Genomic DNA, 22,457 nt, shown 5'->3' with positions numbered 1-22,457 from the left:
ACACCAAGCACGAAATCACCCGCCTCCCAGCGAGGGGAGGCGGGTGGGTCGAAGATCCCTAAGGAGATCGATACGCTGCCGTCGTCAACCGTAGAATTAGCGGCTGGTGAACGGCAGGAGAGCCATCTCGCGGGCGTTCTTCACGGCGGTGGCCACCTGGCGCTGCTGCTGCGGCGTCAGGCCGGTGACGCGGCGAGAGCGGATCTTGTGGCGATCGGAGATGAACAGTCGAAGGGTCTCAATGTCCTTGTAGTCGACCTTCTCGATGCCCTTGACCTTCAAAGGGTTCTTCTTCGGGCGACGGGACTGCTCCATCCGCGCCTTGCGCTGATTAGTGTTGCGCTTCATAGTGTGGGTTCCTCCTTACCACGAAGACTTGCGGACGCCCGGCAGCTCACCGCGGTGAGCCATCTCGCGCATACGGACACGGGACAGGCCGAACTTGCGGAGGTAACCGCGCGGACGACCATCGTGCGAGTCGCGGTTGCGCACGCGGGAGGGCGATGCGTCGCGCGGCTGGCGGTTGAGCTCGAACTGAGCGTCGAGGCGGTCCTCGTCAGAGGTTTCCGGGTTACGGATGATGGCCTTGAGCTCGGCGCGACGCTCTGCGTAGCGCGCGACGATCTCCTTGCGCTTTTCGTTCTTGGCGATCTTGGACTTCTTTGCCATAGATTATCGCTCCTCGCGGAAGTCAACGTGCTTGCGCACGACCGGGTCGTATTTCTTCAGGGTGATGCGATCCGGGTTGTTCCGCTTGTTCTTGCGGGTGACATAGGTGTACCCGGTGCCCGCGGTGCTCTTGAGCTTGATGATCGGGCGGATATCGTTGCGTGCCATTAGACCTTCTCACCTCGCGCGCGAATCTGGGCGACGACAGACTCGATGCCGTCGCGGTCGATGATCTTGAGGCCTTTGGTGGACACCGTGAGGGTCACCGTGCGGCCCTCGGAGGGCAGGTAAAACCGCTTCTTCTGCACGTTGGGGTTCCAACGGCGGGAAGTGCGGCGGTGCGAGTGCGAGACAGACTTGCCGAATGACGGCTGACGTCCCGTGACCTGGCAATGTGCCGACATGGGTTAGCTTCCTTCTCTTCTGCCGCCCACGCACTAATTGCCAGGTGAGGGTGACACCGCGCTCGGTCACGATCACGTGGCCGGATGTGAGGGCTGGCCAGCGAAATCGCGGATGCCGAGGGTGTCGAAGGCAATCGGTTGACGTAGGCGTATACGTGTACTTCGACAACAGCGAGAGTCAACAATACAGCTTCGGCCCGTTTTTTCCTAATTCTCTGCAGGTGGTAAAGCGTGTACTCCGGCAGCAACTGCGACGGGTGCGATAATGAGCCCGTATGCCGTATATACCCGCCGCGGAATTCGTAGCCCGGCGCGGGTGAGCTGGCCGTGCCACAGCAGCGGCGCCAACGATGCCCACGGGGTGATGAGCGGGCCGAAGTTGACCCCAGCGAGCAGTTGCATCCGACTGCGTGCGTCGGCGGGTTCGAGCACGACGTAGGCCGGGAGGTTGTTAACGGCTGCTGTAGGCCACGTGGCGGCTGACATGCGGGGCGAGAGCACAGGTGTAAGTGGAGGGTCGGGGTAGAGGGGTGTGGCGTCGAAAAGTGATCGCGCGAGATTAGGCGAGCGGGGCGCTGGGCTGTAGGATGTTGCAGGTTGTCTAGCTATCGCTGGGCGAAGGACCATTTTCGCACCCAACTCAGGCACGGTCCGAACGGGGAACCGACCTGAAGTTCAATCCTGAGGGAGACGAATTACACATGAAGAGTGAGATCCACCCGGATTACCACCCGGTGATCATTCAGGACGGCAACACCGGCCACAAGTTCCTGACCCGTTCCACCATGACCTCCGACCGCACGGACACCTGGGAAGACGGCAACGAGTACCCGCTCGTCGTCGTGGACGTGACCTCCGAGTCTCACCCCTTCTGGACGGGCGCGCAGCGTCTCATGGACACCGCCGGCCGCGTCGAGAAGTTCAACCAGCGTTTCGGTGGCATGGCCCGCCGCAAGAAGAAGTCCGCAAACTAACAGGTCGAAGGAGGAGAACACGTTATGGCAACCCCCAAATTCCGCAAGTCCCGCGCGAATACCCACTCCCGCCGTTCGCAGTGGAAGGCCGACAATGCCGCGCTGCAGACGGTCAAGATTGACGGCCAGGAAGTCCGCATTCCGCGCCGCCTGGTAAAGGCTGCGAAGGCCGGCCTGATCGAGGTTGAGCAGTTCTAGGGCTGCGCACGCCCTCGCCGGGTATCCCCGATAAGGGGATGCCCGGTTTTTCTTTCCCAGCAGTAACGGTTGACGTGTCCTCCAATATAATCAGGATATGAGAGTAGTTGTGGCTGGCAGCGACAAAGATGAGCGGGAAGCCCTCCGTCGCTCACTTAGTTTTCATGGCTACGAGGTGACAGGCGTGGAAGACGGCGCTAGCGCCGTCGAAGCGATCGGGGGCCAACACCCCGAGCTGGCAATTATTGATGCTTCGCTTAAAGAAATCGACGGGTTGACGGTCTCCCGCTCGTTGCGTTCCACCGGGTATCAAGGTCCTCTCCTAATGCTGTGCCCCGAAGACGACTCGGTGGCGCGTGTGATGGCGCTTGACGCGGGTGCCGATGATGTCATGTCGCAGCCCTATGCACTCGAAGAGCTGTTGGCAAGAATGCGCTCGTTGCTGCGCCGCGCCCACGTGAGCAAGTGGGGCCACGAAGCACCCACGAGGCAAGGGGGACAGTGCGTACTGGCGGATTTGGAGTTAAACCCGGACACTCGCGAGGTGCGACGCGGAGGCCGGCCAATTGAGCTGACTCGGACCGAATTCGAGCTGCTTGAGGTGTTCCTCCGGAACCCGCGCCGGGTGATGGCGCGTACGGATATCCTGCGGGAGGTATGGGGCAACACCGCGCCGTCGTCAGGCAATGTGCTCGAGGTCTACATCGGGTATTTGCGTCGTAAGCTGGAAAAGGCTGGCGAGGCTCGGCTCATTCACACGGTGCGCGGCGTGGGGTATGTTCTGCGTCACGACGAAGAGAAAGCTGAGTAGAGCCGGGCACAGGAAACATCCAGAGACTGTTACGCTGAGAGCGCCGGCTCCGCCAGATGAAGCACAGTGAAAGCGTGGATGATATGCCCATGACTACTCCGAATGTTCCTCAATCCGGGAATGGCTCTGGGCCGACCTACGGGGCTGGCTACCAGACCGGGTACGGGGCTGGCTCCGTGGCGGGCAACGAAACTGGCTACGAAACTGGCACAGTGCAGCAAGCCCCCGCTCAGAAGCGGCGCCGCTCCGGCGGTGCAGCGGTGGCCGCGGTTGCCCTGGCCACGTCGCTTTTGGCAGGCGGTGGCGCCGGGTACGTCGCCGGCACCGTTGGACGAGACCAGGCCAGTGCCTACAACGCGCTAGATAATCCGAGTGTGTCCAGTACTGACGACGCGCCGGAGGGGTCCGTCGAGGCTGTAGCCAGCGCGGTCCTGCCCGCTGTCGTTTCCCTCGAAGTGGAGACCCGCTCCGGGGTCGCGGAAGGATCCGGGTCGATCATCTCCTCAGACGGGTACGTCTTGACCAACCACCACGTCATTGCGGACGCGGCCAATGGCGGAGCGCAAATCGTGGCGACGCTTAACGACGGCACTCGGCGTACCGCCCAGTACGTGGCCTCGGATGTCAATACCGACGTCGGCGTCGTGAAAATTCAGAACTCAACGAACCTCCCGGTGATTAACTTTGGGGACTCGAGCGGTCTGAAGGTGGGCCAAGACGTCGTCGCGGTTGGTTCTCCCCTGGGGCTTTCCGCGACTGTGACAAGCGGCATCGTTTCCGCGCTGAACCGCCCCGTGCGTGCCTACCAGGGTGGGACGGAGAGCTCGCTCATGGACGGGATCCAAACCGACGCGGCGATCAACCCGGGTAACTCGGGTGGCCCGCTCGTTGACATGAACGGCAACCTGATCGGTATGAACTCTGTTATCGCTTCGCTTTCTTCGGGGTCGACGGGGTCGAGCTCGAGCAGCGGCTCCATCGGCCTGGGTTTCGCGATTCCATCGAACTTCGCGAAGCGGGTGGCCCAGCAGCTGATCGAGACTGGGACGGCGACCCAGCCGATGCTGGGTGTGCAGGTGAATAGCCGGTCGACTACCGACGGAGCCCTCATCGCCTCGGTGGAATCGGGTAGCCCCGCTGAGGCTGCAGGGCTGAAGGCCGGTGACGTGGTCACGCGGCTCAACGACAGGGTGATTGATTCCGCAGACGCGCTGGTCGCCGCTACGCGGTCCCGCGACTTCGGAGAGACGGTGACGCTGCAGGTGCGCAGGCAGGGTAGTGACAACACCGAATCGGTAGATGTGACGCTCAGTTCCGAGTAAGTTCTTAACGGAACTAACGGGGACGTACGTCACGCTAAAGGAGCATGCTCATGTCGGATACGGTTGCGGACACGATAGCTGGGTCTGTTGATCCGCTCGAACTGAGCGAGCTGACCGAGCCCGATGAAGAATCGCTCCGCGCCGCTGAGCTGGCGGGCCAGCAGCCGCTGCGGCCATGCGCCTTAGTCGTGTTGATTTCGGACCGGGATTTCGAGGCCCCCGGGGATGACACGGACCGGCTCGTCTGTGAACTTCTCGACGAGGCCGGCTACATCGTCGATGCTGTCGTACGCGTTCGCTCAAAGAAGGCGGATATCCGCAAGGCCATTGAGACGGGTGTTGTTGGGGGAGTCGACTTCGTGTTGACGGTGGGAGCTACGGGGGTCGGCCCGCGGGACAAAGCGCCGGAGGCGACGCGTGCCGTCATCGACAAGATGGTCCCCGGTGTCGGGCAAGCGATTCGTTCTTCGGGCCAAGCCTGCGGCGCGGTCGACGCGTGTACGTCCCGGGGGATCTGCGGAGTCTCGGGTTCAACCGTAATCGTCAACCTAGCGTCGTCACGCATGGCCATTCGAGATGGGCTTTCCATCAGCGCCCCGTTGGTTAGGCATCTCATCGACGAGCTGCACAAGCACAGCGTCCAGTAAGAAACCGGGTCTTTTCATGGCACTCGGCAGGAAGGCTCGGCGGCGAGCTCGCCGGATCTCCGAGCGAGACTACGACCGGAGCCCGGACACGGCGCCCCGTCCGTCGCGCGAGCAGTCCCGTGACAACGAAAAGGGGGGCGTTCTCGAATTTTACCTTCGAGAACGCCCCCCGCACTACGGCGGCGACTAACGCTCAACCGGCGGGGGAGTGCCCGCATCCTTGGGGGACTGACCGGCGAGGAGGTCGCGGATCTCGGTGAGCAGCTCGGTGTCGGTCGGGGCCGGTTCCTTCTCTGAGATGCCGCGGGCGCGCTTCTGCAGCTCGTCGAACTTGTTCTTCGGGAGGACGATGAGGAAGTACACCACTGCCGCGATGAGGAGGAAGTTGATCAGCGCAGTCAAAACGGCGCCGAGGTTGACGAAGGTCGACTCGTTGCCTGGGATGACGTTGAAGCCGAACCCAAACTCGTTGCCGCCGATGCCTGCGATGAGCGGGTTGATGATGTAGTTGGAGAAAGCCGTGACGACGGCGGTAAACGCCGAACCGATGACGACACCGACTGCGAGGTCGATGACGTTGCCACGCATGATGAAGTCTCTGAATCCTTTGAGCATCCTCAACCTTTCGGGACAGGGGATTGACATAACCTGGAATAAGGCTAGACGTTAAACGCCCGGTCTGCCCAGCACAACTGTCAGTGGCGATGTCAAGGATGCCGCTGCCACCGCTGCTGCCTGGGATTCACGCAAGAGCAAGAGCACGGTCGCGTCGTTTTTCTTCTCCGCTCCCCCGGCAAGAACCACGCGGCCCCCAGTGGCGATTGTGCTCGGGCGCGCGGCGTCCCCCGTCGCGGTAATCACGCTGACTGTTGCACCGTGGTAAAGCATGGGAATGATGTCAGGCTCGGCCAGCGCGACCGGAACCATTGTGAACGGCTCCCCGCTGGTCTCCCCCTGCGTGAGGTCGTCGGCGAGCTCCGCGCCGACGAGGCGGGTCGTGGTGAGGATCTCCCCGGCCGAGGCGGCGGCCGCAAGCACCTTCCCGTTTGCCCCCTCCACCGCGGTCACCGCGTTGTCGGGTACAGAACTAGCCGGCACGCGACGTAGCTCGAGGTCCGCCGCGCCCACGACGGAGCCCGCGCTGACGTCTCGCGCGAAGGACACGACGAGAGGCTCTGCGGCTCGCGATGACACAACGCTAACCGCGGCGGTACCAACGAAGAGAAGCGAAAGGCAACGACGGATCAAGACGCTACGGCGGTAGCTGGGGGTGCGGAGGGCGTCGACAAGCTTCATGCCCTTGTTGGACTGCTGCTAAGGCGTTTTGGTTCCCTCGCTGCGCCACCAACCTTCTTCGGTGATGATGGCGGACACAGCGACATCGTGAGGATCGTGGGGGACGGTGTGGACGTATTCGTCGTGGTAAACCACGGCCGCGGTGGGAACGCTAAGACCAGCGAGCGCGCGATCATAGTACCCTCCTCCTTTCCCCAGCCGGAGGCCGCTCTTATCGACGGCCGCGGCCGGCACGAGTACCACATCGCAGCTAGCGAGGATGCCCGGCGGGAGCTGTTCCGACCCTTCGTAGTCCTTCCACGCCATGAGCCCGTGGGGGAGGGTCACCGGGAGCAATAACGTTGGCACCTCAGCGGCGAGCGCGGCGGGGAAACCGCGCCCTGCCGGCTCGGTGGGAAAGGGGTCGTAGGCTGCGACGGTCCGGGCGTTCAGCTCGCGTACCAAAGCTAGGGCGTGACGGGTGATCTGGGAGTCCAGTTCCGCTTTGCGTTCAGGGGAATCGCGCAGTTGTCGTCTTCGCGCGAGGAGCTCGCGCCTCAAAAGTTCCTTCGCGCGCGCCGAGGTCATCATGGCAGCATTTTTACACGGAGTTGAAACCCCAACGGTGTGGGTGCGGCGGGTAAGCTCCCTCATTATGCGCAATCCGACCGTTAAGACCGTCGTCGTACCCGCAGCGGGGATGGGAACCCGTTTTTTGCCCGCGACGAAGACAGTTCCGAAGGAGTTGCTCCCGGTCGTAGATACCCCAGGCATCGAGCTCATCGCCGAGGAAGCGGCCCAGCTCGGCGCGCAGCGCATGGTTATTGTTACCGCGCCTGAAAAGCAGGAAATCATGCGGCACTTCGGCACCTTCGAGGACTTATGTGCAACCCTTCGTTCGCGGGGGAAGATGGAGCAGGTTGAGAAGGTTGCGCGGGCGGCGCAGCTGATTGAGGCAGTCGCCGTCGAACAAGACCGTCCCCTCGGTTTGGGCCACGCCGTCGCGTGCGCGGAGACGGCGTTGGGGGTCGATGAAGACGTCGTAGCAGTCATGCTTCCGGACGACCTCGTGCTCCCAGCCGGGGTGATGGAGAAGATGGTGCGCGTGCGCGAGGAGTTCGGCGGCTCCGTCCTCTGTGCGTACAACGTCCTGCCCGACGAGGTCTTCAACTACGGGATCTTTGATGTCGAGGACGCGGGAGCGGATTTCGAGGGCTTCGACGTAAAACGCGTCCGCGGGATGGTGGAGAAACCCGCGGTGGGGGAGGCCCCATCGACGCTCGCCGCGACAGGGCGCTACCTGCTGGATCGATCGATTTTCGACGCCCTCCGGCGCATCCAGCCGGGGAAGGGTGGCGAGATTCAGCTCACCGACGCGATTGACCTCTTGATCAGCGAGGGCCATCCAGTTCACATCGTTGTCCACGAGGGTGGGCGCCACGATCTGGGCAACCCGGGAGGGTACATTCCGGCAAACGTCGACTTTGGGTTGCGCGACCCGAAGTACGGCCCGCAGTTGTATCGAGCGATTTCCCAAATCTTGCGTGACTTCGAGGCTGCCAACCCAGGGATTGAGGAATATGCGCAGCGTTGACGAGCAATTGTCGATGGTGGTCGACGCGGTGCCGACGCCCGCGCCAATCCGCATCGGCATCACCGACGCTCTTGGCCTGATGTGCGCGGAGGAGGTGACGGCCACCCAGCCGCTGCCCGGTTTCCCGCAGGCCGCCGTAGACGGGTATGCCGTTCGTGCGGTTGACGTCGGCGGCGGGGTGGCACTCGGGCCGCCAGGGGAGGCGGTGACGGATGCATCCCTCCCCGTTGTCGGTGAGGTGCAGGCGGGATCTCAACGGCCACTGCGTCTGCAGCCGCGGCAGGCGGTGCGCGTGGCAACGGGTGCGCCGTTGCCCACGCTATCCGACGCCGTTATTCCCCTCGAGTGGACCGACTTGGGCCGCAAGCGCGTGACCGCGAAGCGACCCGTCCGCTCGGGGGATTTCGTGCGCAAGACCGGTGATGACATTCAGCCCGGCGACGTGGCCGTCTCCGCGGGAGTTGTGCTTGGCCCACCGCAGATCGGTCTCCTCGCCGCGGCGGGGCGCGATAAGGTTCTCGTCCACCCCCGGCCCCGAGTCGCGGTGTTGTCCTACGGGTTGGAGCTTGTTGACATCGAGCGGGAGCCGGGGCTGGGACAAATTTTCGACGTCAACTCCTACGCCCTGGCTGCGGCGGCGAAAGAGGCCGGCGCCGATGTGCAGCGCGTGGGTATTGTCAACGCCGAGCCGCGCCGGCTTCGCGAAACTATCGCAAACCACGTCGCACGCAGTGAGATCGTCGTCATCGCGGGCGCCGTCGGGGGAAGCGGGGCCGCCGCAATCCAGGAGGTGTTGCGTGAGCTCGGGGACATCGATACAACCCGGGTGGCCATGCACCCCGGTTCCGTTCAGGGGTTCGGGTTGCTCGGCGAGGGACGCATCCCCGTTTTCCTACTCCCGTCGAACCCGGTTGCCGGCCTTGTTATCTTCGAAACTCTTGTCCGGCCTGCGATCCGCCAAGCGCTTGGCAAGACAAACCCCACCCGCCACATTGTGCAGGCCCGCTCGCTCGGACCCATCGAGTCCATCCGGGACCGTCGCGGATATATCCGCGCTCGCCTCATGCGCGATGCTGAAACGGGGGCCTACGTCGTGCAGAGCCTCGGCGGCGTCACCGGGGCACCCGCCCACCTTCTCGCCGGGTTCGCCGAGGCTAACGCCATGATCCGGATCCCTGAAGAAACGACCCAGGTTCGTCCCGGTGACACGGTCGACGTCATTTTCTTGCAGCAGCGGACGTAAGTGGCCCGTGTTTTTCCTACCGCGCTACCACCCCGGCTGGCCAGAATCGACGCCAGCACTCTCGCTTCCCGACGGCGCCCGTGTCCGTCTCCGCCCGCTCCGCGCGACCGATGGCACGAGCTGGCGCGAGGAGCGCATCGCCGACGAAGCCGCACTGCGCCCGGTTGAGCCGACGGTCGCCGGGACGTGGCGCCAAGCGCACTCGCAATCCGCATGGCGGGCAACGTGGACCAACCTGCGCCGCTTAGCGGCTGACGGTCTTGCTGTTCCGCTCGTCATCGAGGTGAATGGCCAGTTTGCGGGCCAGGTCACTCTGGGCAACATTCAACACGGCGCGGTGAGCGAATGCTGGATCGGCTACTGGGTGCACACCCCCTACACCGGGCGGGGAATCGCCACCGTGGCGTGCGCGCTTGGAACCGACCACGCGCTCGAACGCGTCGGGTTGCACCGAGTGACGGCGACCTACCTGCCCGACAACCCGGCATCGGGCCGAGTCCTCGCCGCCAACGGGTTCCGGGAAGAGGGGTACCTGCGGCGCAACCTTCACATCGACGGCGAGTGGAGGGATCACCACTTCGTCGCCCTCAATGCGGAGGATGCGGGGGCGGGCGCCGTCGACAAGCTTGTGCGCTCTGGGCGCGCCTTGACCTAAAACTCGGTGCCCGGCGATAGCCTAAAAACCACGTTCCCCCCACCCCGAGAAAGGCGGCGACGCGATGGGCAGTCTCAGCCTGATCATCGTCCTGATCATCATTGTCTGGGTCATCGTCCTGGCACCTATGGTGCTGGGCAACAGTAAACCGATCCGCCGCTCGGGGGAGGGTTTCAACGAGACGCGGGTCCTTCACAGTGGTGGGTCGGCGCCGATCACGACGCGGCGGCGCCCCAAGTTCACCAGCGCCGACGTGCACCGCTTCGATGAAGCGGAGGCGAGGGAGGACTATGAAGTCCTGAAGGCCGAGCCGGCGGAAAGGCAACCTGTCGAGCCCGTCGACAGCGACTTAGAGGTAGACGGGGAAGTTGTCGAGGAACCCCAGGGAGAACCCCAGGGAGGCTCCACGGCGGTGTCCGTCCTGCGCGAGGAAGAGCAGGGGGAAGAGGCCCTGGAGCCATACGCATTCGACGAGACCTACGTGTCCGCTGGCGATTACGGGTACCCGAATGACGATAAGGAGGCAGGGAACGCCGTTACCCAGACAGCAGAGCTGGACCGCGATCGTAGTGAGAAGCAACCCCAGGACGTCGGCGACGAATCCGGTGAAGAGTCCAGTGAGCTCACCGAGCTTACTGAGGACGACGTCGCTTTCGCCCAGACTCGACTTGGCCGCGGCGGGTGGGACCCGGCCCGCGAGAAATCCGCGAAGGCGGATCGCTTCCAGCGCCGTCAGCGCACGCTACTGGGTTTGATCGTCGCGGACGTGCTCAGTTTTGTGGTTGCGTACGTCTTTGGGGGGTGGGCCTGGGTGGCCCCGGCGCTCACGATTACGCTCACGGTGCTCTACATGATCGCGCTGCGCAACGTCGTACGCCAGGAACGAGCCCTGCATGAGCGCAGGGTCCGTCAACTTCGACGTGCCCGCCTGGGGGTCGTGACGGATTCCGTGGACCGCTCGCTGCGTCGGCCGGGAGGGTTCGTGGTTGCGATGGACGACGACAGCCCCGATTTCGAGGCGCTGCCGAGCTACGTGGAGGCGGTGGATCTCTCCGCCGATCGCCGGTCTGAGCTGCGAGTTTCTTAAACCCGGCAGGGGAGAGTAACCTCTCCCCTGCAGCACATGCACGGGGCTATAGCTCAGTTGGTAGAGCGTCGCGTTCGCAATGCGAAGGTCTGGGGTTCGATTCCCCATAGCTCCACTTTCCCCGCCCCCCGGAATCGCCCGGGGGGCGTTTTTCGACCAGGAGGCCACCGTGTCGGAGCTGGATTATGCAGATATTGAGGCGGCCGCGACGCGTGTCGCCGGCCGAGTGCGGCGAACTCCTGTCATCGCTGCGGGGCCCGGTGTGTACTACAGCCTGGAATTCATGCAGCACACCGGCAGCTTCAAAGCCCGCGGTGCGCAGAACTTCATCCGCGCCCACCGCGAGAGGGGAACGCTACCCGACGCGGGAATAACGATCGCCTCGGGCGGCAACGCAGGACTGGCTAACGCGTGGGCGGCTCAGGCCGAGGGGGTCTGCGCCACTGTCTTCCTCCCCGCAACCGCCCCATCCGTGAAGGTGGAGCGGTTGCGCAGCTATGGTGCGGATGTTCGCCTTGTTGGCACCCAGTACGCGGATGCCCTAGCAGCGTGCGAAGAGTTCACGGCGCACACCGGCGCACTCGCTTCCCACGCCTACGACGACCCCTACGTCGCGGCTGGGGCGGGAACGCTCCTCCTTGAGCTGCGCGAGGCCATCCCCGGGCTCGACACCCTTGTCGTCGCCGTCGGCGGCGGTGGGTTGTTTTCCGGTATCTCGACGGCCGCCCGGCACTTCGGTATCCGCACCGTTGCCGTTGAACCGGAGACGTGCCGCGCCCTCAACGCGGCGCTCGAAGCGGGCCAGCTTGTCGACGTCGCCGTCGATTCCGTCGCCGTCGACTCCCTCGGGGCGCGCCGTGCCTCAGAGATGGCGCTGCGAAGCGCCGGCCACGACGATGTCTCGTCGCTGCTCGTCTCGGACGCGGAGATCGTCCAGGCGCGCGAGGGCCTATGGGCAGACCACCGGCTCGCTGTCGAGCACGCGGCGGCTACCGCGCTGGCTGGGTTGAACCATTACAACGCGTCAGCGGAAGAGACCGTCTGCGTCGTGCTGTGCGGGGCCAACACGGACCCCGCCACCCTGTGATTAATCCTCCGGGATCGGCATTCCGTTTGTTTCGAGGGTGATCGCCGCGGGCTCGGGGCCGCCGCGCACGCCGGTGTCAAGGGCGTCAATCGTGGCGATCTCCTCGTCGCTCAGGGAGAAATCGAGTACGTCGATGTTTTCCGCAATGCGACCAGCGTTGGTCGACTTCGGAATAACCTGCCGACCCTCCTGAATGTGCCACCGCAGCATGACCTGCGCCGGAGACTTCCCGTGGGCGCCTGCGATCTCGTTGATAACCGGGTCCTGGAGCGTGCTGCGACGCTCCTCTCCGAAGCCCGGGTAAAAAGTGATGCCGCCGATGGGCGACCACGCCTGGGTCAGGATGCCGTGCTGGGCGTTGGCCGTCTGCACGTCGGGCTGCTGGAAGTACGGGTGCAGTTCAACTTGGTTGATGGCCGGAACGACGTCCGTGGCGTCGAGAAGCTGCTGCACGTGCTCCGGCATAAAGTTGCTTATGCCGATGGAACGCACCTTGCCGTCCGCGAGGAGGTGCTCGAGGCCCTTATACGCCGCGATCGTGCGGTCGAAGTTGGTCGGGAGGGGTTGGTGGAGGATGAACAGGTCGATCACGTCGACACCGAGCTTGCGCGACGCCTTCTCGAAGGCGTGGCGGGAGTCTTCATAGTCGCTGATCCAGACCTTGGTTTCGATAAAGACGTCCGCTCGGTTGACACCGGAGCGACGCAGGCCTTCGCCCACTTCGCGTTCGTTGAAGTAGGCCGCAGCGGTATCAATGTGCCGGTACCCGGCTCTCAGCGCGGTTTCCACGGCAAGCGAGGTTTCTTCCGGCGGGGCTTGGAAGACACCGAAGCCGAGCTGCGGCATGGCGACGCCGTTGTTGAGGATGATGCTGTCAATCACGTTTCTGATCGCTTCCTTGCTGTCCGTTGTGCCGTCATCATCGGAACCTGGTTTCGCCCACTGTAGGCGCCGACTGCTGAGATGGGCGCGGGGTCAAGAAAACGGGCGGTTGTCCGGGTGAAACTAATCAAACAGGCCACACCCCTGACGCACCGCGGCGCCACGTCCCCACCAAATTGGTGTCCACCACGCCCGTGGATTCCATTAGCGCGTACATGGTCACGGGCCCCACGAAGGTAAAACCGCGCTTTTTTAGTTCCGCGGCTAACCGCTCGGATTCGGGCGAGCGCGTTGGAACCTCGGACATCACTACCGGCGCGGGCGTTTCATCCGGTTGAAAAGACCAGACGAACTGCGCCACGTTGGTTCCTTCTTCTCGCATCGCGAGGGTAGCCCGGGCGTTGGTCACGGCGGCCGCGAGTTTGCGCCGGTTGCGGATCAAGGCGGCGTCGTCAAGCAGGTGCTCGATACTGTCCATCGCGGCCACCGAGTCGGGATCGAACCCGTAAAACGCCTTGCGTAGGGCGGTGCGCTTCTGCAGAATCAGGCGCCACGAAAGCCCCACCTGGAACGACTCCAAGCAGAGACGTTCAAACATGCCGCGCTCGTCGCGCACGGGCATGCCCCATTCTGTGTCGTAATACGCACGCAGTAGCTCGTCCTGCGCCGCCCACGGGGGCCTGGCTAGGCCGTCAGCGCCGGTGACGGGGCCGTCTATCAGTGTCGTCATAACCTCTTTGACTCGTGCTTTGGCAGTTTGGTTCCATCTGTACTCTTATGTGCATGAACAGGCCCGCAGTTCGTGATTTCACCCTTCTCGTCCTGCGCCTCGTCGTCGGGGCGGTTTTCGTCGCACATGGCTACCGCCGTTGGTTTGAAACGGGAATGAGCGCCTCCGCCGCGCAATTGGCGGAGGCGGGGGTGCCACAACCCGCTCTTTCCTCCTACCTCGCCGGGGCGTGCGAGCTCGTCGGCGGGTCCCTCTTAATCATCGGGCTGCTTACCACCCTGGTCGCGGCCGTTTTGTTCCTTCTCACCGCGGCCGCAGCGTATTTCGTGCACCTTGGCCACGGGTTCTTTGTAGAGACAGGCGGGATCGAGTACCCCGTGGTGCTTGCGGCGGCCCTCCTCGTCGTCGTTGTCTTCGGCTCCGGGCGTGCGAGCCTGGACGGGGTGATGGCGCGTGGTTGAACATGAGGAGGTGCAGGCCGCTCTATCAGCTCGGGTCGACGGGGAGCCGTCCACGCTGGACTGGGCCGTCGTTGATGCTCACCTCGAGCACTGCGAGGAATGCCGCCGGTATTGGGATCAGCTTCTCACGCTCTCACGGACCCTGCGGGTGGGGCAGTTCGAGCCTCCGCGTGATTTATCCCAGGTCATCCTCGCCGGTGTCGAGAGCGAGTGGCGGAGGGTGTCACGGCGCCGGGCGCTCGTCGTCGCTGTGGGTCGCGTGCTTCTTGGCAGTGCTGCCGTGGTGTGGGTTATGTGGGCGGTCGGACTGCTCACAGGGGTGGACTGGGACGCCGACGCCGAGTTGGCGCGACTGCTCGTCTCCACCTCCTCGCAGCGACTGGGCGTGGCGGTGGCGCTTGGTTTCGCCGCGTGGAAGCCGCGGTTTATTCCCGGGATCGCGCTCGTCGTGGGCACGATGTTCACCTTTACTCTCGGGTTTGCCGTGCGCGATGCCGTCGACGGCGAGGCCGGCTCGGCGCTGGGCCACGTAGCGATCCTTCTGTTTTCCCTCTTCGCGCTAGCCGTGACGTGGGCGGCAGATAGGGGGGTTGACGCCGCTAGGTTATGGAGCGCCCTCGGTTCAGGCCCTACTTCCAGCTAGGCAGCCACATGAGTGATTGGTAGTAGCCCTCCGGCACGGCGAAGCCGTAGAGAATTGGCGCCCAATAAACGAAGAACGCCACGACGGCGGCGAGGTAACACACGACCGCGAGCTGGCCCGTCGTGATGGGATACCCGGCGAGGCGTCTCACCCACCCGGTGTGGATCGGACTTCCTGCACTGGACAGGCGCCCAAGGGCGAGGGCGAGCAGCACGATCGTAAACGGGACAAGCGCCGTCGCGTAGAAGAAGTACATCTGCCGGTCATAGGCCGCCAGCCAGGGAAGAAATCCCGCGGCGAAGGCGACAAGGGGGACGACCACCCGGCCGTCGCGCCGCGTCACCCACGCCCACAACGCCCACAAGAGCACGGGTACCGTGAGCCACCAGATTGGTGGCGTGCCGAAGAGGTAGATCATCTCGCGGCAGGTATGGCCCCCGCAATCGATGCCCGTCGACGAGTAGTAGAGGATGGGCCGCGCCGCGACCAGCCAGGCCCAGGGTTTGGAGTCCCACGGGTGCGAATGCCCACTTGACGACGTCAACGAACCGTGGAACTCCAAAACCGAGAGCTGGTAATAAAGCCAACTAGCCAGGGGGTCGGGCAGCCCCGACAACCACGGCCACTGGCTGGCGGTGATCGTGCCGTCCGTAGCGGCGTGGCGGTAGACCGAGGTCTCGGAAGCAAACCACGCGCGCCACGACCACAGGTACAGCGCAACGGGAACGATCACGAGGGAAGCGAAGGCCGCGGGGGCGTCGCGAAGAAGCGCCCCGGCCAGTGGGCGGCGCGCCCCGTACTTGCTGCGTAACCACGCGTCCCAGCCCACGCTGAGCAGACCGAAGAACGCGATGTAGTACAACCCCGACCACTTCACCGACAGGGAGAGGCCGAGGAAGACACCGGCGGTGAAGCGCCACCAGCGCACCCCGAAGCGGGGACCGAACGCTCCCTTCACATCGGTGCCGCGCGAATATGCGTCGTGGACGCGCTGGTGGACCTGCCTCATGTCTCCCACCAGAGCCCAGGCCGCCGCAACGATGAAGAAGACCTGGAAAATGTCGAGCATCCCGAACTTCGCCGCGACGAGGAGAACGCCATCGCAAAGTGCCATCACGCCGGCAAAGAGGGCAATCGTGGTCGACTGGGTGAGGCGGCGGCACAGGAGCATGATGGCTACGATCGTGGCTGCCCCAAACAGAGCGGTCATGAATCTCCAGCCCAGCGGGGTGTACCCGAAGAGAGCTTCGCCGACCGCGAGTAGCTGCTTGCCCAAGGGAGGGTGAACGACTAGCCCGTAACCGGGGTTCGATTCGATGCCCCCAAGGGCGGGCCCGAGCCACGATCGCACCATGTCCCAGGCCTGGGGGACGTAGTGCTTCTCGTCGAAAATGGGCGTCCCGCCGGCGGTCGGCAGGGTCAGCCCGATAAACCGGGTGCACAGCGCCACCACTCCGACCGAGGCTACCGTCAGACTGTCCCGGCGCGACCAGGGGACAGACGGGGGCTGGGGGGCACGAGGTCGAGCCGGGGGCCGAGCGGCGGGGGCTGTCCATTTCACCCAATGGATACTACTGGTGTGCCATGCTGGGACGCATGAGCGAGACCTCTCACCCCAGTCACACGAGCCCGAACGGCATCGTCGTTGCTGCGACCCCGCTGGGCAACCTGGCCGATGCCTCGCCCCGCCTTATCGACGCCCTTTCCACCGCCGACGTCATCGCCGCGGAGGACACGCGCCGGGTCCGCTCCCTCGCGACAGCGCTCGGCGTGACGCTTCGCGGGCGGGTTGTGTCCAACTTCGACCACAATGAGCGGGGCCGAGCTGCTGAACTCATTGACGCCGCTCGTTCTGGGACCGTGCTCGTGGTGTCCGATGCAGGAATGCCCCTCGTGTCGGACCCAGGCCATGCGCTTGTCGCAGCGGCCCATGACGCAGGTGTGCCCGTTACGTGCGTTCCGGGGCCCTCCGCGGTGACAACGGCGCTGGCGCTCAGCGGGTTAAACGTGGGCCGGTTCATTTTCGACGGTTTCGCTCCGCGCAAGCAAGGCGCGCGCAGACAATGGCTGGAGTCCCTGCGCGGGGAGACGAGAGCGGTGTGCTTCTTCGACTCCCCGCACCGCGTGGGCACAACGCTTGCCGATGCCGCCGCGATCCTCGGGTCCGCGCGCCGGGCGGCGGTGTGCCGCGAGCTGACGAAAGCGTTTGAGGAGGTCAAACGCGCCCCCTTAGGAGAATTAGCACAGTGGGCCGCCGACGGATTGCGGGGGGAAGTCACTGTGGTGATCGAGGGCGCGGCGGATGCTAACCCGGGCGCAGAAGACGTGGCTACCGTGGTCGGGCAGGTGCTCCAGCGGGAAGAGGCGGGAGAGAGGTTGAAAGACGCCGCGAAAGAACTCGCCCGCGCCAACGGCATAAAAGCGGGTGAGCTCTACGAGGCGGCGTTGGCCGCCCGAAACAGAGTGCGTTAGCCTGCGAATTGGCAGCCATTTTCCCCGAAAGCTCTTGAAGGAGAGTCGATTTTATGGCCGAATCCACGCCCCCGGGCGAGCAAACCGCGACCAGCGAGCTTGCCTCCCTGTTGCACGCCGACCGAACCGGCACCCTCGCGAACTACTCGGGCGCGGAAACACCCGAGCCTCTCGCGGCGGAGGACGAAAACGCTCCCGTCGACTGGGCCATCATCATCCCGCTCGCGGGGATCATCGTCGCCCTGGTGACGTGGGGATTAGCCGGCGCGGGCAGTTTTTCCTCGTTCGCCGACACGTCATTTAGCTGGGTAATCGACAATCTCGGCTGGGCCTTCGTGTTGTTTGGCACAGTGTTTGTCTTCTTCGTCCTGTTCATCGCGTTCTCCAGCTTCGGCAGCATCAGGTTGGGCGGGCCCGACGAACGGCCCGAATTCAAGACCACGTCGTGGATCTCCATGATGTTTGCTGCGGGGATGGGAATCGGCCTGATGTTTTACGGTGCCTCGGAGCCGCTGGCGATGTATCGCGAAGGAGTCCCTGGCCGCCCCAGCCACGAGGTGGGAACCTCCATGGCGCAGACAATGTTCCATTGGACCCTCCACCCCTGGGCGATTTATGCCATCCTGGGCCTCGCCATCGCTTACTCGACGTTTCGGCTGGGGCGTAAGCAACTGCTGTCCAGCGCGTTTGTCCCGCTAATTGGGGAGAAGCGAGTGGCTGGCCCCGTGGGCAAGGCTATTGACGGCCTAGCAATCTTCGCCACGATCTTCGGCACCGCCTGTTCGCTGGGCCTCGGAGCCCTGCAGATCACCTCTGGTCTGCGGGCCTCCGGCTTGGTTGAAAGCCCGTCCACGCAGCTTACGGTCAGTATCGTCGCGGTGCTCACCCTGGCTTTTCTGCTCTCCGCGATGTCCGGGGTGGGTACAGGCATCCGGATCCTGTCCAACGTAAACATGGTCATCGCTGCGGTACTCGCGGTGTTCGTTTTCGCGGTAGGGCCAACAGTGAGCCTGTTAAACTTGCTGCCCACCGCGATTGGTTCTTACCTGGATCAGTTCTTCTACATCGCCGGTCGCACGGCGTCTAGCGCCGATGGCACCGCAGGCGGGTTCTTATCCTCGTGGACCATTTTCTACTGGGCGTGGTGGATCTCTTGGTCACCGTTCGTCGGTACCTTCCTTGCCCGTATTTCCCGCGGGCGCACGATCCGGGAGTTTTGCCTGGGAGTGCTCTTGGTCCCCTCGCTGCTTTCGACGGTATGGTTTGTCATTTTCGGTGGCAGCGCGATCAAAGCGGAACAGGACGGCCACTCCATCTACGGCTCCGGGGTGGCGGAGGAACAGCTCTTTGGGCTCCTCCATTCGCTCCCAGGCGGTTACATCGCCGGAATCTGCGCGATGGTTCTCCTCGCTACGTTCTTTATCACCTCGGCGGACTCCGCCTCGACGGTGATGGCGTCCCTGTCTCAAAACGGGAAGTCCGACGCTAAACCGTGGCTTTCGGGCGTGTGGGGGCTAGCCACAGCCGGGGTGGGTCTCACATTGCTGATCGCCGGCGGGGAAGACGCCCTGAGCGCCCTTCAGTCGGTCACCATCGTGGCCGCCACGCCCTTCCTTCTCATCCTCATCGCCCTCATGTTCGCGATCGTGAAAGACATGTCCAACGACACGATCTACCTGGACAAGAAGGAGCAGGAGCGATTCGCCCGGCAGCTCGCCATCGAACGCCGCATCCACCGGGAGCAGCGCAAGACGGACCGCCGCACGAAACAAAAGAAGGGTCTCGTGACGTCGCGCGGGCGGCGGCAGGGCGTCGACTAGCGGGTATGGGCCGGTCATTTATGCTGGTTCCATGATTTCCGAGACAGACTCTTCCGCTTCTTCTGTGCGCAACATCTTGGTGTGCGTTGCGTGGCCCTACGCGAACGGCCCGCGCCACATCGGACACGTCGCCGGTTTTGGCGTACCCTCCGACGTCTTTGCGCGCTACCAGCGCATGGCCGGCAATAACGTCCTCATGGTCTCGGGAACGGACGAACACGGCACCCCCCTTCTCGTCCAAGCCGACAAGGAGGGCGTGGGCGTGGGGGAGCTCGCCGACCGTTACAACGCCCAGATCGTGGACGACTTAGCCGGTCTTGGCCTGTCCTACGACCTGTTTACCCGTACGACCACACGGAACCACTACGCGGTCGTGCAAGAGCTGTTCAGGGGCTTGTACGCAAATGGGTACATGGTGAAGGAGACAACGAAGGGTGCGATCTCCCCGTCGACGGGGCGCACGCTTCCGGACCGGTACATCGAAGGAACCTGTCCCATTTGCGGGGCCACCGACGCGCGCGGGGACCAGTGTGATACCTGCGGCAACCAGCTGGACCCGGCCGACCTCATCTGCCCGGTGTCTAAGATCAACGGTGAGACGCCACAATTCGTCGAGACCGAGCACTTTATGCTCGATTTGCCCGCGCTTCACGACGCCCTGAAGGCGTGGCTAGAAACCCGCGAGGATTGGCGCCCGAACGTGCTGAAGTTCTCTCTTAACCTCCTAGAGGACATGCGCCCGCGGGCCATGACCCGCGACATCGACTGGGGCATTCCCGTGCCCGTCGAAGGCTGGGAGGACGACGCATCAAAGAAACTGTATGTGTGGTTCGACGCGGTGGTGGGTTACCTCTCCGCCTCCATCGAATGGGCGACCCGTTCGGGCAACCCGGAGGCATGGAAGGATTTCTGGCAGGACCCCGACACTCGCGGTTACTACTTCATGGGCAAGGACAACATCACGTTCCACTCTCAAATCTGGCCCGCGGAGCTTCTCGGCTACGCCGGACGAGGGGACAAGGGCGGCGCCACGCACGCCCTTGGCCAGCTCAACCTGCCCACTGAGGTCGTGTCCTCGGAGTTCCTCACGATGTCCGGGTCCAAGTTCTCTTCCTCCAAGGGGGTGGTGATTTACGTTAAGGACTTCTTGGCAGAATTTGGCCCGGACCCGCTGCGCTACTTCATCGCGGTGGCAGGGCCGGAGAACAACGACACCGACTTCACGTGGGACGAGTTCGTACGACGGGTCAACAACGAACTGGCCAACGGCTGGGGCAACCTGGTGAACCGGACGGTGTCTATGGCGCACAAAAACTTTGGCCAGGTTCCGTCGCCAAGTGAGTTGAGCGAAGCGGATTCCGCGATCCTGGACCTTGCCAGCCGCACCTTCGACTCGGCGGGGGAGGATCTTTCCCGCGCCAGGTTCAAGTCGGCGATCACGCAGATTATGCACGTTGTGGGTGAAGCGAACGCGTACATCGCCGAGCAAGAACCGTGGAAGTTGGCAAAAGACGACACCCAGCGGGAGCGCCTAGCCACCGTGCTGTGGACGGCCCTGCAAGTCGTATCCGACTGCAACGCCATGCTCACCCCCTTCCTGCCGCACATTGCCCAGCAGGTCCACGAGACGCTCGGCAGGAGAGGGGAATGGGCGGCTGCTCCCCGCATTGAGGAAGTTGTCGACGACACTCCCCTCGAGCTGGTCGGTGTCGGTTTGCCCGAACGCGGCCGGACGTACCGCACCATCACGGGTGACTACCGGGGCCAGCAGGCGACGTGGGCCCGGGTGGACGTCAAGCCGGGCACTCCGCTGAGCAAGCCGAAGCCGTTGATTGCAAAGCTCGACCCCGAGCTAGGCGTGACGGGCCCTGAATGGGCACCGGTGCAGTAGTGCGGGCGCTTCCAATCACGCTACTTTTCGCTGCGGTCGTCTCCGCGGCGATCAATTTGCGGGCGGGTGTTGCATCAGTCGGGCCGGTCCTCGACCAGGTCATCGCTTTCTACGGTGCGCCGGCGTCGATAGGCGGGGTGATCACCTCGCTGCCCGGTCTGTGCTTCTTCATCTTCGGTGTCAGCGCGGTGCCTCTCGCGCGGCAGGTGGGTTTCACCCCGGCCCTCGTTGCCGCGGGTTTGGCGATAACTGTCGGGCTCGTCCTGCGTCCATTCGCGCCGGGGTTGTCACTGTTTATCCTCGCTACCCTCGCCGTTGCCGCGGGGATCGCGCTGGCAAACGTGTTGCTCCCCGCGTGGATTAAGCAGTACGGCGGGAAGCAGATCGTTGCGCTCACAACCGTGTACTCCGTCACGCTGTCGCTGTCGGCGGCCGTCGGGCCGCTCAGTGCTCTCGTGACGGACACCTGGCAGGCGACGCTGGGCTTATGGGGAGCCACCGCCGTGGCGCAGCTCGCCGTGTGGCTTCTTGTCTGGGCGCGTGTCGGCCGCGACGCGCCGGCGCCAGAGGGGTCCGCTGACGGGGACGACCCCTCCGGCGGGGCTGAAGGCAAAATCTACCGCTCGCGCACCGTTGTGGCCCTCATGTTCTTCTTCGGCTTGCAGTCGATGAACGCATACATACAAATGGGCTGGCTGCCCGCGATGCTGACCCAGGCGGGGGCGTCGAGCTCCGACGCAGCGATCGGGCTGTCCATTATCGGTTTGATCGGCGCTGGCGGCGGGCTGATTCTTCCAACGGTCATCTCGCGGGCGCGCACCTTGAGCCCGTTGGTCATCGCGTTCGGGCTACTGACCGCGGCGGGGTACACCGGGGTGCTGCTCGCCCCCGCGTCTGCTCCTCTGTTTTGGTGCGTCGTCCTCGGCTTCGGCGGCTGGTGTTTCCCGCTTGCCATCTCCCTTATCCCGGCGCGGACACGTTCGGCGCTAGTCACCGCGCGCCTTGCCGGCTTTGTGCAGCCTGTGGGTTACGTCCTCGCGGCGGCTGGGCCGTTTGCGGTGGGCCTCGCGTACGGCGCGGTTGGTTCTTTCCGCCCCATCCTGCTGGTGCTCATTGTCCTCGCCCTGATCATGGGCGCGCTTGGGGTCGTCGCGGCGCGGCCTGTGTTTATTGAGGACGAGTTGCGCCGCTAGGCGGGGTGTGCGTCTAGGAAACGATCGACGAAGGTGGTCAGCTTGCCGGGGGCGTCGTCGTCGAAGCGGGCGCTAACGACGACGAGGGGAGCGGTGTACGAGTCTCCCCGGTTGACAACCAGGTCGGTGCCGTAGTCGTCGTCAAGATAGGCCCACGAGTACCCGTGCTCGCGGACGAAGGCCTCTCCCAGCGCTGTCCCGTACATCCGGGCCGTCTCGCCACGCGGGAACGTGCGCTGGAGGTCAGGGTCGAGCGATAAATAGTCCGCCAGGGTGGATTCAAAGGTCTCCGCCACGTCGCGGGGGGTGCCGCCAATCCCGCGCCCAGCTGCCTCGGCGAGGTCGCGGTCTATTTGTGTGCGGGTCTGCGGGTCGATGTCGCTAAATGCCATAGGCTCT

The 22,457-nt window shown here is 64.0% G+C and carries 28 protein-coding genes and 1 tRNA gene; 17 read left to right on the top strand and 12 right to left on the bottom strand.

Features of this window, described 5'->3' with window-relative positions; all coding sequences use genetic code 11:
• Window positions 1–96: 96 nt before the first annotated feature.
• The 5 genes from rpsR to CAPI_RS07520 all read right to left on the bottom strand — a co-directional run bounded on the left by rpsR (window position 97) and on the right by CAPI_RS07520 (window position 1,559).
• Window positions 97–348, bottom strand: a complete 252-nt coding sequence (rpsR, locus tag CAPI_RS07540) for a 30S ribosomal protein S18 (protein ID WP_018018042.1) — start codon at window positions 346–348, stop codon at window positions 97–99.
• 15 nt (window positions 349–363) lie between these two features.
• Window positions 364–669, bottom strand: a complete 306-nt coding sequence (gene rpsN / locus CAPI_RS07535) for a 30S ribosomal protein S14 (protein ID WP_018018041.1) — start codon at window positions 667–669, stop codon at window positions 364–366.
• Between the two features lie 3 nt (window positions 670–672).
• Window positions 673–837 (bottom strand): 50S ribosomal protein L33, encoded by a 165-nt coding sequence (gene rpmG, locus CAPI_RS07530; RefSeq protein ID WP_018018040.1) that lies wholly within the window; start codon window positions 835–837, stop codon window positions 673–675.
• Window positions 837–1,073, bottom strand: coding sequence for a 50S ribosomal protein L28 (gene rpmB, locus CAPI_RS07525; protein WP_018018039.1), 237 nt, complete (start codon window positions 1,071–1,073; stop codon window positions 837–839). The genes rpmG and rpmB overlap by 1 nt, the downstream gene beginning before the upstream one ends.
• A 207-nt stretch (window positions 1,074–1,280) precedes the next feature.
• A complete protein-coding gene (locus CAPI_RS07520) occupies window positions 1,281–1,559 on the bottom strand; it encodes a hypothetical protein (protein WP_211205611.1) in 279 nt (92 codons plus the stop codon).
• Window positions 1,560–1,774: 215 nt separating this feature from the next.
• On the opposite strand from CAPI_RS07520, the gene CAPI_RS07515 reads away from it, so the two are divergent.
• The 5 genes from CAPI_RS07515 (at window position 1,775) to CAPI_RS07495 (ending at window position 5,025) form a co-directional block, all read left to right on the top strand.
• Entirely contained in the window at window positions 1,775–2,047 is a 273-nt protein-coding gene (locus tag CAPI_RS07515; RefSeq protein WP_018018038.1) for a type B 50S ribosomal protein L31, read from the top strand.
• A 24-nt stretch (window positions 2,048–2,071) separates the two neighbouring features.
• Window positions 2,072–2,245, top strand: a complete 174-nt coding sequence (gene rpmF / locus CAPI_RS07510) for a 50S ribosomal protein L32 (protein ID WP_018018037.1) — start codon at window positions 2,072–2,074, stop codon at window positions 2,243–2,245.
• A 97-nt stretch (window positions 2,246–2,342) separates the two neighbouring features.
• A complete protein-coding gene (locus CAPI_RS07505) occupies window positions 2,343–3,056 on the top strand; it encodes a response regulator transcription factor (protein WP_026157192.1) in 714 nt (237 codons plus the stop codon).
• A 176-nt stretch (window positions 3,057–3,232) separates the two neighbouring features.
• Window positions 3,233–4,378: a S1C family serine protease gene (locus tag CAPI_RS07500; RefSeq protein WP_018018035.1), complete on the top strand. Its 1,146-nt coding sequence runs from the start codon at window positions 3,233–3,235 to the stop codon at window positions 4,376–4,378.
• A 50-nt stretch (window positions 4,379–4,428) separates the two neighbouring features.
• The gene (locus CAPI_RS07495; RefSeq protein ID WP_018018034.1) at window positions 4,429–5,025 is read left to right on the top strand and encodes a MogA/MoaB family molybdenum cofactor biosynthesis protein; all 597 of its coding nucleotides are present in this window, start codon (window positions 4,429–4,431) and stop codon (window positions 5,023–5,025) included.
• A gap of 186 nt (window positions 5,026–5,211) precedes the next feature.
• Here CAPI_RS07495 and mscL read toward each other — a convergent pair whose 3' ends face one another.
• The 3 genes from mscL to CAPI_RS07480 are packed head-to-tail and all read right to left on the bottom strand — an operon-like array spanning window position 5,212 to window position 6,891.
• A complete protein-coding gene (gene mscL / locus CAPI_RS07490; RefSeq protein ID WP_018018033.1) occupies window positions 5,212–5,640 on the bottom strand; it encodes a large conductance mechanosensitive channel protein MscL in 429 nt (142 codons plus the stop codon).
• A 51-nt stretch (window positions 5,641–5,691) separates the two neighbouring features.
• A complete protein-coding gene (locus CAPI_RS07485) occupies window positions 5,692–6,321 on the bottom strand; it encodes an SAF domain-containing protein (protein WP_018018032.1) in 630 nt (209 codons plus the stop codon).
• Window positions 6,322–6,339: 18 nt separating this feature from the next.
• Window positions 6,340–6,891: a 5-formyltetrahydrofolate cyclo-ligase gene (locus CAPI_RS07480; RefSeq protein ID WP_018018031.1), complete on the bottom strand. Its 552-nt coding sequence runs from the start codon at window positions 6,889–6,891 to the stop codon at window positions 6,340–6,342.
• A 64-nt stretch (window positions 6,892–6,955) separates the two neighbouring features.
• Between CAPI_RS07480 and CAPI_RS07475 the strand changes: the two genes are divergently transcribed.
• From CAPI_RS07475 to CAPI_RS07450, 6 genes are all read left to right on the top strand, one after another.
• Window positions 6,956–7,894: a UTP--glucose-1-phosphate uridylyltransferase gene (locus CAPI_RS07475; protein ID WP_018018030.1), complete on the top strand. Its 939-nt coding sequence runs from the start codon at window positions 6,956–6,958 to the stop codon at window positions 7,892–7,894.
• Window positions 7,881–9,137 carry a molybdotransferase-like divisome protein Glp gene (gene glp, locus CAPI_RS07470; RefSeq protein ID WP_018018029.1) on the top strand — a complete coding sequence of 419 codons (1,257 nt, stop codon included), beginning with the start codon at window positions 7,881–7,883 and terminating at the stop codon, window positions 9,135–9,137. The genes CAPI_RS07475 and glp overlap by 14 nt, the downstream gene beginning before the upstream one ends.
• A 7-nt stretch (window positions 9,138–9,144) precedes the next feature.
• Complete coding sequence (locus CAPI_RS07465; protein WP_018018028.1) at window positions 9,145–9,792, top strand: GNAT family N-acetyltransferase; 648 nt, start codon at window positions 9,145–9,147, stop codon at window positions 9,790–9,792.
• A gap of 64 nt (window positions 9,793–9,856) precedes the next feature.
• Entirely contained in the window at window positions 9,857–10,879 is a 1,023-nt protein-coding gene (sepX, locus tag CAPI_RS07460; protein ID WP_018018027.1) for a divisome protein SepX/GlpR, read from the top strand.
• A gap of 42 nt (window positions 10,880–10,921) precedes the next feature.
• A tRNA-Ala gene (locus tag CAPI_RS07455) sits at window positions 10,922–10,994 on the top strand.
• A gap of 54 nt (window positions 10,995–11,048) precedes the next feature.
• Entirely contained in the window at window positions 11,049–11,966 is a 918-nt protein-coding gene (locus tag CAPI_RS07450) for a threonine/serine dehydratase (RefSeq protein ID WP_026157190.1), read from the top strand.
• Here CAPI_RS07450 and CAPI_RS07445 read toward each other — a convergent pair whose 3' ends face one another.
• Window positions 11,967–12,812, bottom strand: a complete 846-nt coding sequence (locus tag CAPI_RS07445) for an aldo/keto reductase (protein WP_051059745.1) — start codon at window positions 12,810–12,812, stop codon at window positions 11,967–11,969.
• A 163-nt stretch (window positions 12,813–12,975) separates the two neighbouring features.
• Window positions 12,976–13,578 (bottom strand): DNA-3-methyladenine glycosylase I, encoded by a 603-nt coding sequence (locus tag CAPI_RS07440; protein WP_018018025.1) that lies wholly within the window; start codon window positions 13,576–13,578, stop codon window positions 12,976–12,978.
• Window positions 13,579–13,631: 53 nt separating this feature from the next.
• Here CAPI_RS07440 and CAPI_RS07435 point away from each other — a divergent pair, with 53 nt between their 5' ends.
• On the top strand, window positions 13,632–14,039 hold the full coding sequence (locus tag CAPI_RS07435; protein WP_018018024.1) for a DoxX family protein: 408 nt from the start codon (window positions 13,632–13,634) through the stop codon (window positions 14,037–14,039).
• The gene (locus CAPI_RS07430) at window positions 14,032–14,682 is read left to right on the top strand and encodes a zf-HC2 domain-containing protein (RefSeq protein WP_018018023.1); all 651 of its coding nucleotides are present in this window, start codon (window positions 14,032–14,034) and stop codon (window positions 14,680–14,682) included. The genes CAPI_RS07435 and CAPI_RS07430 overlap by 8 nt, the downstream gene beginning before the upstream one ends.
• Here the strand turns inward: CAPI_RS07430 and pmt are convergent.
• Window positions 14,669–16,243 (bottom strand): protein O-mannosyltransferase, encoded by a 1,575-nt coding sequence (gene pmt / locus CAPI_RS07425; RefSeq protein WP_342662607.1) that lies wholly within the window; start codon window positions 16,241–16,243, stop codon window positions 14,669–14,671. The genes CAPI_RS07430 and pmt overlap by 14 nt on opposite strands.
• A 35-nt stretch (window positions 16,244–16,278) precedes the next feature.
• Here pmt and rsmI point away from each other — a divergent pair, with 35 nt between their 5' ends.
• From rsmI to CAPI_RS07405, 4 genes are read left to right on the top strand one after another with little or no spacing between them, the layout of a single operon-like run.
• Window positions 16,279–17,154, top strand: a complete 876-nt coding sequence (rsmI, locus tag CAPI_RS07420) for a 16S rRNA (cytidine(1402)-2'-O)-methyltransferase (protein WP_040356910.1) — start codon at window positions 16,279–16,281, stop codon at window positions 17,152–17,154.
• Window positions 17,155–17,207: 53 nt separating this feature from the next.
• On the top strand, window positions 17,208–18,974 hold the full coding sequence (locus tag CAPI_RS07415) for a BCCT family transporter (RefSeq protein WP_018018020.1): 1,767 nt from the start codon (window positions 17,208–17,210) through the stop codon (window positions 18,972–18,974).
• Between the two features lie 31 nt (window positions 18,975–19,005).
• Complete coding sequence (metG, locus tag CAPI_RS07410) at window positions 19,006–20,865, top strand: methionine--tRNA ligase (protein WP_018018019.1); 1,860 nt, start codon at window positions 19,006–19,008, stop codon at window positions 20,863–20,865.
• Window positions 20,847–22,058, top strand: coding sequence for an MFS transporter (locus CAPI_RS07405; RefSeq protein ID WP_040356843.1), 1,212 nt, complete (start codon window positions 20,847–20,849; stop codon window positions 22,056–22,058). Before metG ends, CAPI_RS07405 begins: the two co-directional genes overlap by 19 nt.
• Here CAPI_RS07405 and CAPI_RS07400 read toward each other — a convergent pair.
• Window positions 22,055–22,450 (bottom strand): DUF3806 domain-containing protein, encoded by a 396-nt coding sequence (locus CAPI_RS07400; protein ID WP_018018017.1) that lies wholly within the window; start codon window positions 22,448–22,450, stop codon window positions 22,055–22,057. The two genes, CAPI_RS07405 and CAPI_RS07400, sit on opposite strands and share 4 nt — an antisense overlap.
• Between the last annotated feature and the right edge of the window lie 7 nt (window positions 22,451–22,457).

The organism is Corynebacterium capitovis DSM 44611 (assembly GCF_030440535.1).
In the GTDB taxonomy this organism is placed as follows: Bacteria; Actinomycetota; Actinomycetes; order Mycobacteriales; family Mycobacteriaceae; genus Corynebacterium; species Corynebacterium capitovis.
The sequence above is the reverse complement of the archived record's forward strand: the minus strand, read 5'-3'. Positions and strand labels throughout refer to the sequence as shown.

What these genes read in the sequence shown, in the direction of transcription:
- rpsR (WP_018018042.1), bottom strand. Translation starts at nt 348, where the DNA reads ATGAAGCGCAACACTAATCAGCGCAAGGCGCGGATGGAGCAGTCCCGT.
- CAPI_RS07485 (WP_018018032.1), bottom strand. Translation starts at nt 6,321, where the DNA reads ATGAAGCTTGTCGACGCCCTCCGCACCCCCAGCTACCGCCGTAGCGTC.
- CAPI_RS07415 (WP_018018020.1), top strand. Translation starts at nt 17,208, where the DNA reads ATGGCCGAATCCACGCCCCCGGGCGAGCAAACCGCGACCAGCGAGCTT.
- CAPI_RS07495 (WP_018018034.1), top strand. Translation starts at nt 4,429, where the DNA reads ATGTCGGATACGGTTGCGGACACGATAGCTGGGTCTGTTGATCCGCTC.
- CAPI_RS07445 (WP_051059745.1), bottom strand. Translation starts at nt 12,812, where the DNA reads ATGCCGCAGCTCGGCTTCGGTGTCTTCCAAGCCCCGCCGGAAGAAACC.
- CAPI_RS07515 (WP_018018038.1), top strand. Translation starts at nt 1,775, where the DNA reads ATGAAGAGTGAGATCCACCCGGATTACCACCCGGTGATCATTCAGGAC.
- glp (WP_018018029.1), top strand. Translation starts at nt 7,881, where the DNA reads ATGCGCAGCGTTGACGAGCAATTGTCGATGGTGGTCGACGCGGTGCCG.
- rsmI (WP_040356910.1), top strand. Translation starts at nt 16,279, where the DNA reads ATGAGCGAGACCTCTCACCCCAGTCACACGAGCCCGAACGGCATCGTC.
- CAPI_RS07480 (WP_018018031.1), bottom strand. Translation starts at nt 6,891, where the DNA reads ATGATGACCTCGGCGCGCGCGAAGGAACTTTTGAGGCGCGAGCTCCTC.
- rpmB (WP_018018039.1), bottom strand. Translation starts at nt 1,073, where the DNA reads ATGTCGGCACATTGCCAGGTCACGGGACGTCAGCCGTCATTCGGCAAG.
- metG (WP_018018019.1), top strand. Translation starts at nt 19,006, where the DNA reads ATGATTTCCGAGACAGACTCTTCCGCTTCTTCTGTGCGCAACATCTTG.
- mscL (WP_018018033.1), bottom strand. Translation starts at nt 5,640, where the DNA reads ATGCTCAAAGGATTCAGAGACTTCATCATGCGTGGCAACGTCATCGAC.
- CAPI_RS07435 (WP_018018024.1), top strand. Translation starts at nt 13,632, where the DNA reads ATGAACAGGCCCGCAGTTCGTGATTTCACCCTTCTCGTCCTGCGCCTC.
- CAPI_RS07405 (WP_040356843.1), top strand. Translation starts at nt 20,847, where the DNA reads ATGGGCACCGGTGCAGTAGTGCGGGCGCTTCCAATCACGCTACTTTTC.
- CAPI_RS07475 (WP_018018030.1), top strand. Translation starts at nt 6,956, where the DNA reads ATGCGCAATCCGACCGTTAAGACCGTCGTCGTACCCGCAGCGGGGATG.
- rpmF (WP_018018037.1), top strand. Translation starts at nt 2,072, where the DNA reads ATGGCAACCCCCAAATTCCGCAAGTCCCGCGCGAATACCCACTCCCGC.
- CAPI_RS07400 (WP_018018017.1), bottom strand. Translation starts at nt 22,450, where the DNA reads ATGGCATTTAGCGACATCGACCCGCAGACCCGCACACAAATAGACCGC.
- sepX (WP_018018027.1), top strand. Translation starts at nt 9,857, where the DNA reads ATGGGCAGTCTCAGCCTGATCATCGTCCTGATCATCATTGTCTGGGTC.
- rpsN (WP_018018041.1), bottom strand. Translation starts at nt 669, where the DNA reads ATGGCAAAGAAGTCCAAGATCGCCAAGAACGAAAAGCGCAAGGAGATC.
- CAPI_RS07520 (WP_211205611.1), bottom strand. Translation starts at nt 1,559, where the DNA reads ATGTCAGCCGCCACGTGGCCTACAGCAGCCGTTAACAACCTCCCGGCC.
- rpmG (WP_018018040.1), bottom strand. Translation starts at nt 837, where the DNA reads ATGGCACGCAACGATATCCGCCCGATCATCAAGCTCAAGAGCACCGCG.
- CAPI_RS07440 (WP_018018025.1), bottom strand. Translation starts at nt 13,578, where the DNA reads ATGACGACACTGATAGACGGCCCCGTCACCGGCGCTGACGGCCTAGCC.
- CAPI_RS07505 (WP_026157192.1), top strand. Translation starts at nt 2,343, where the DNA reads ATGAGAGTAGTTGTGGCTGGCAGCGACAAAGATGAGCGGGAAGCCCTC.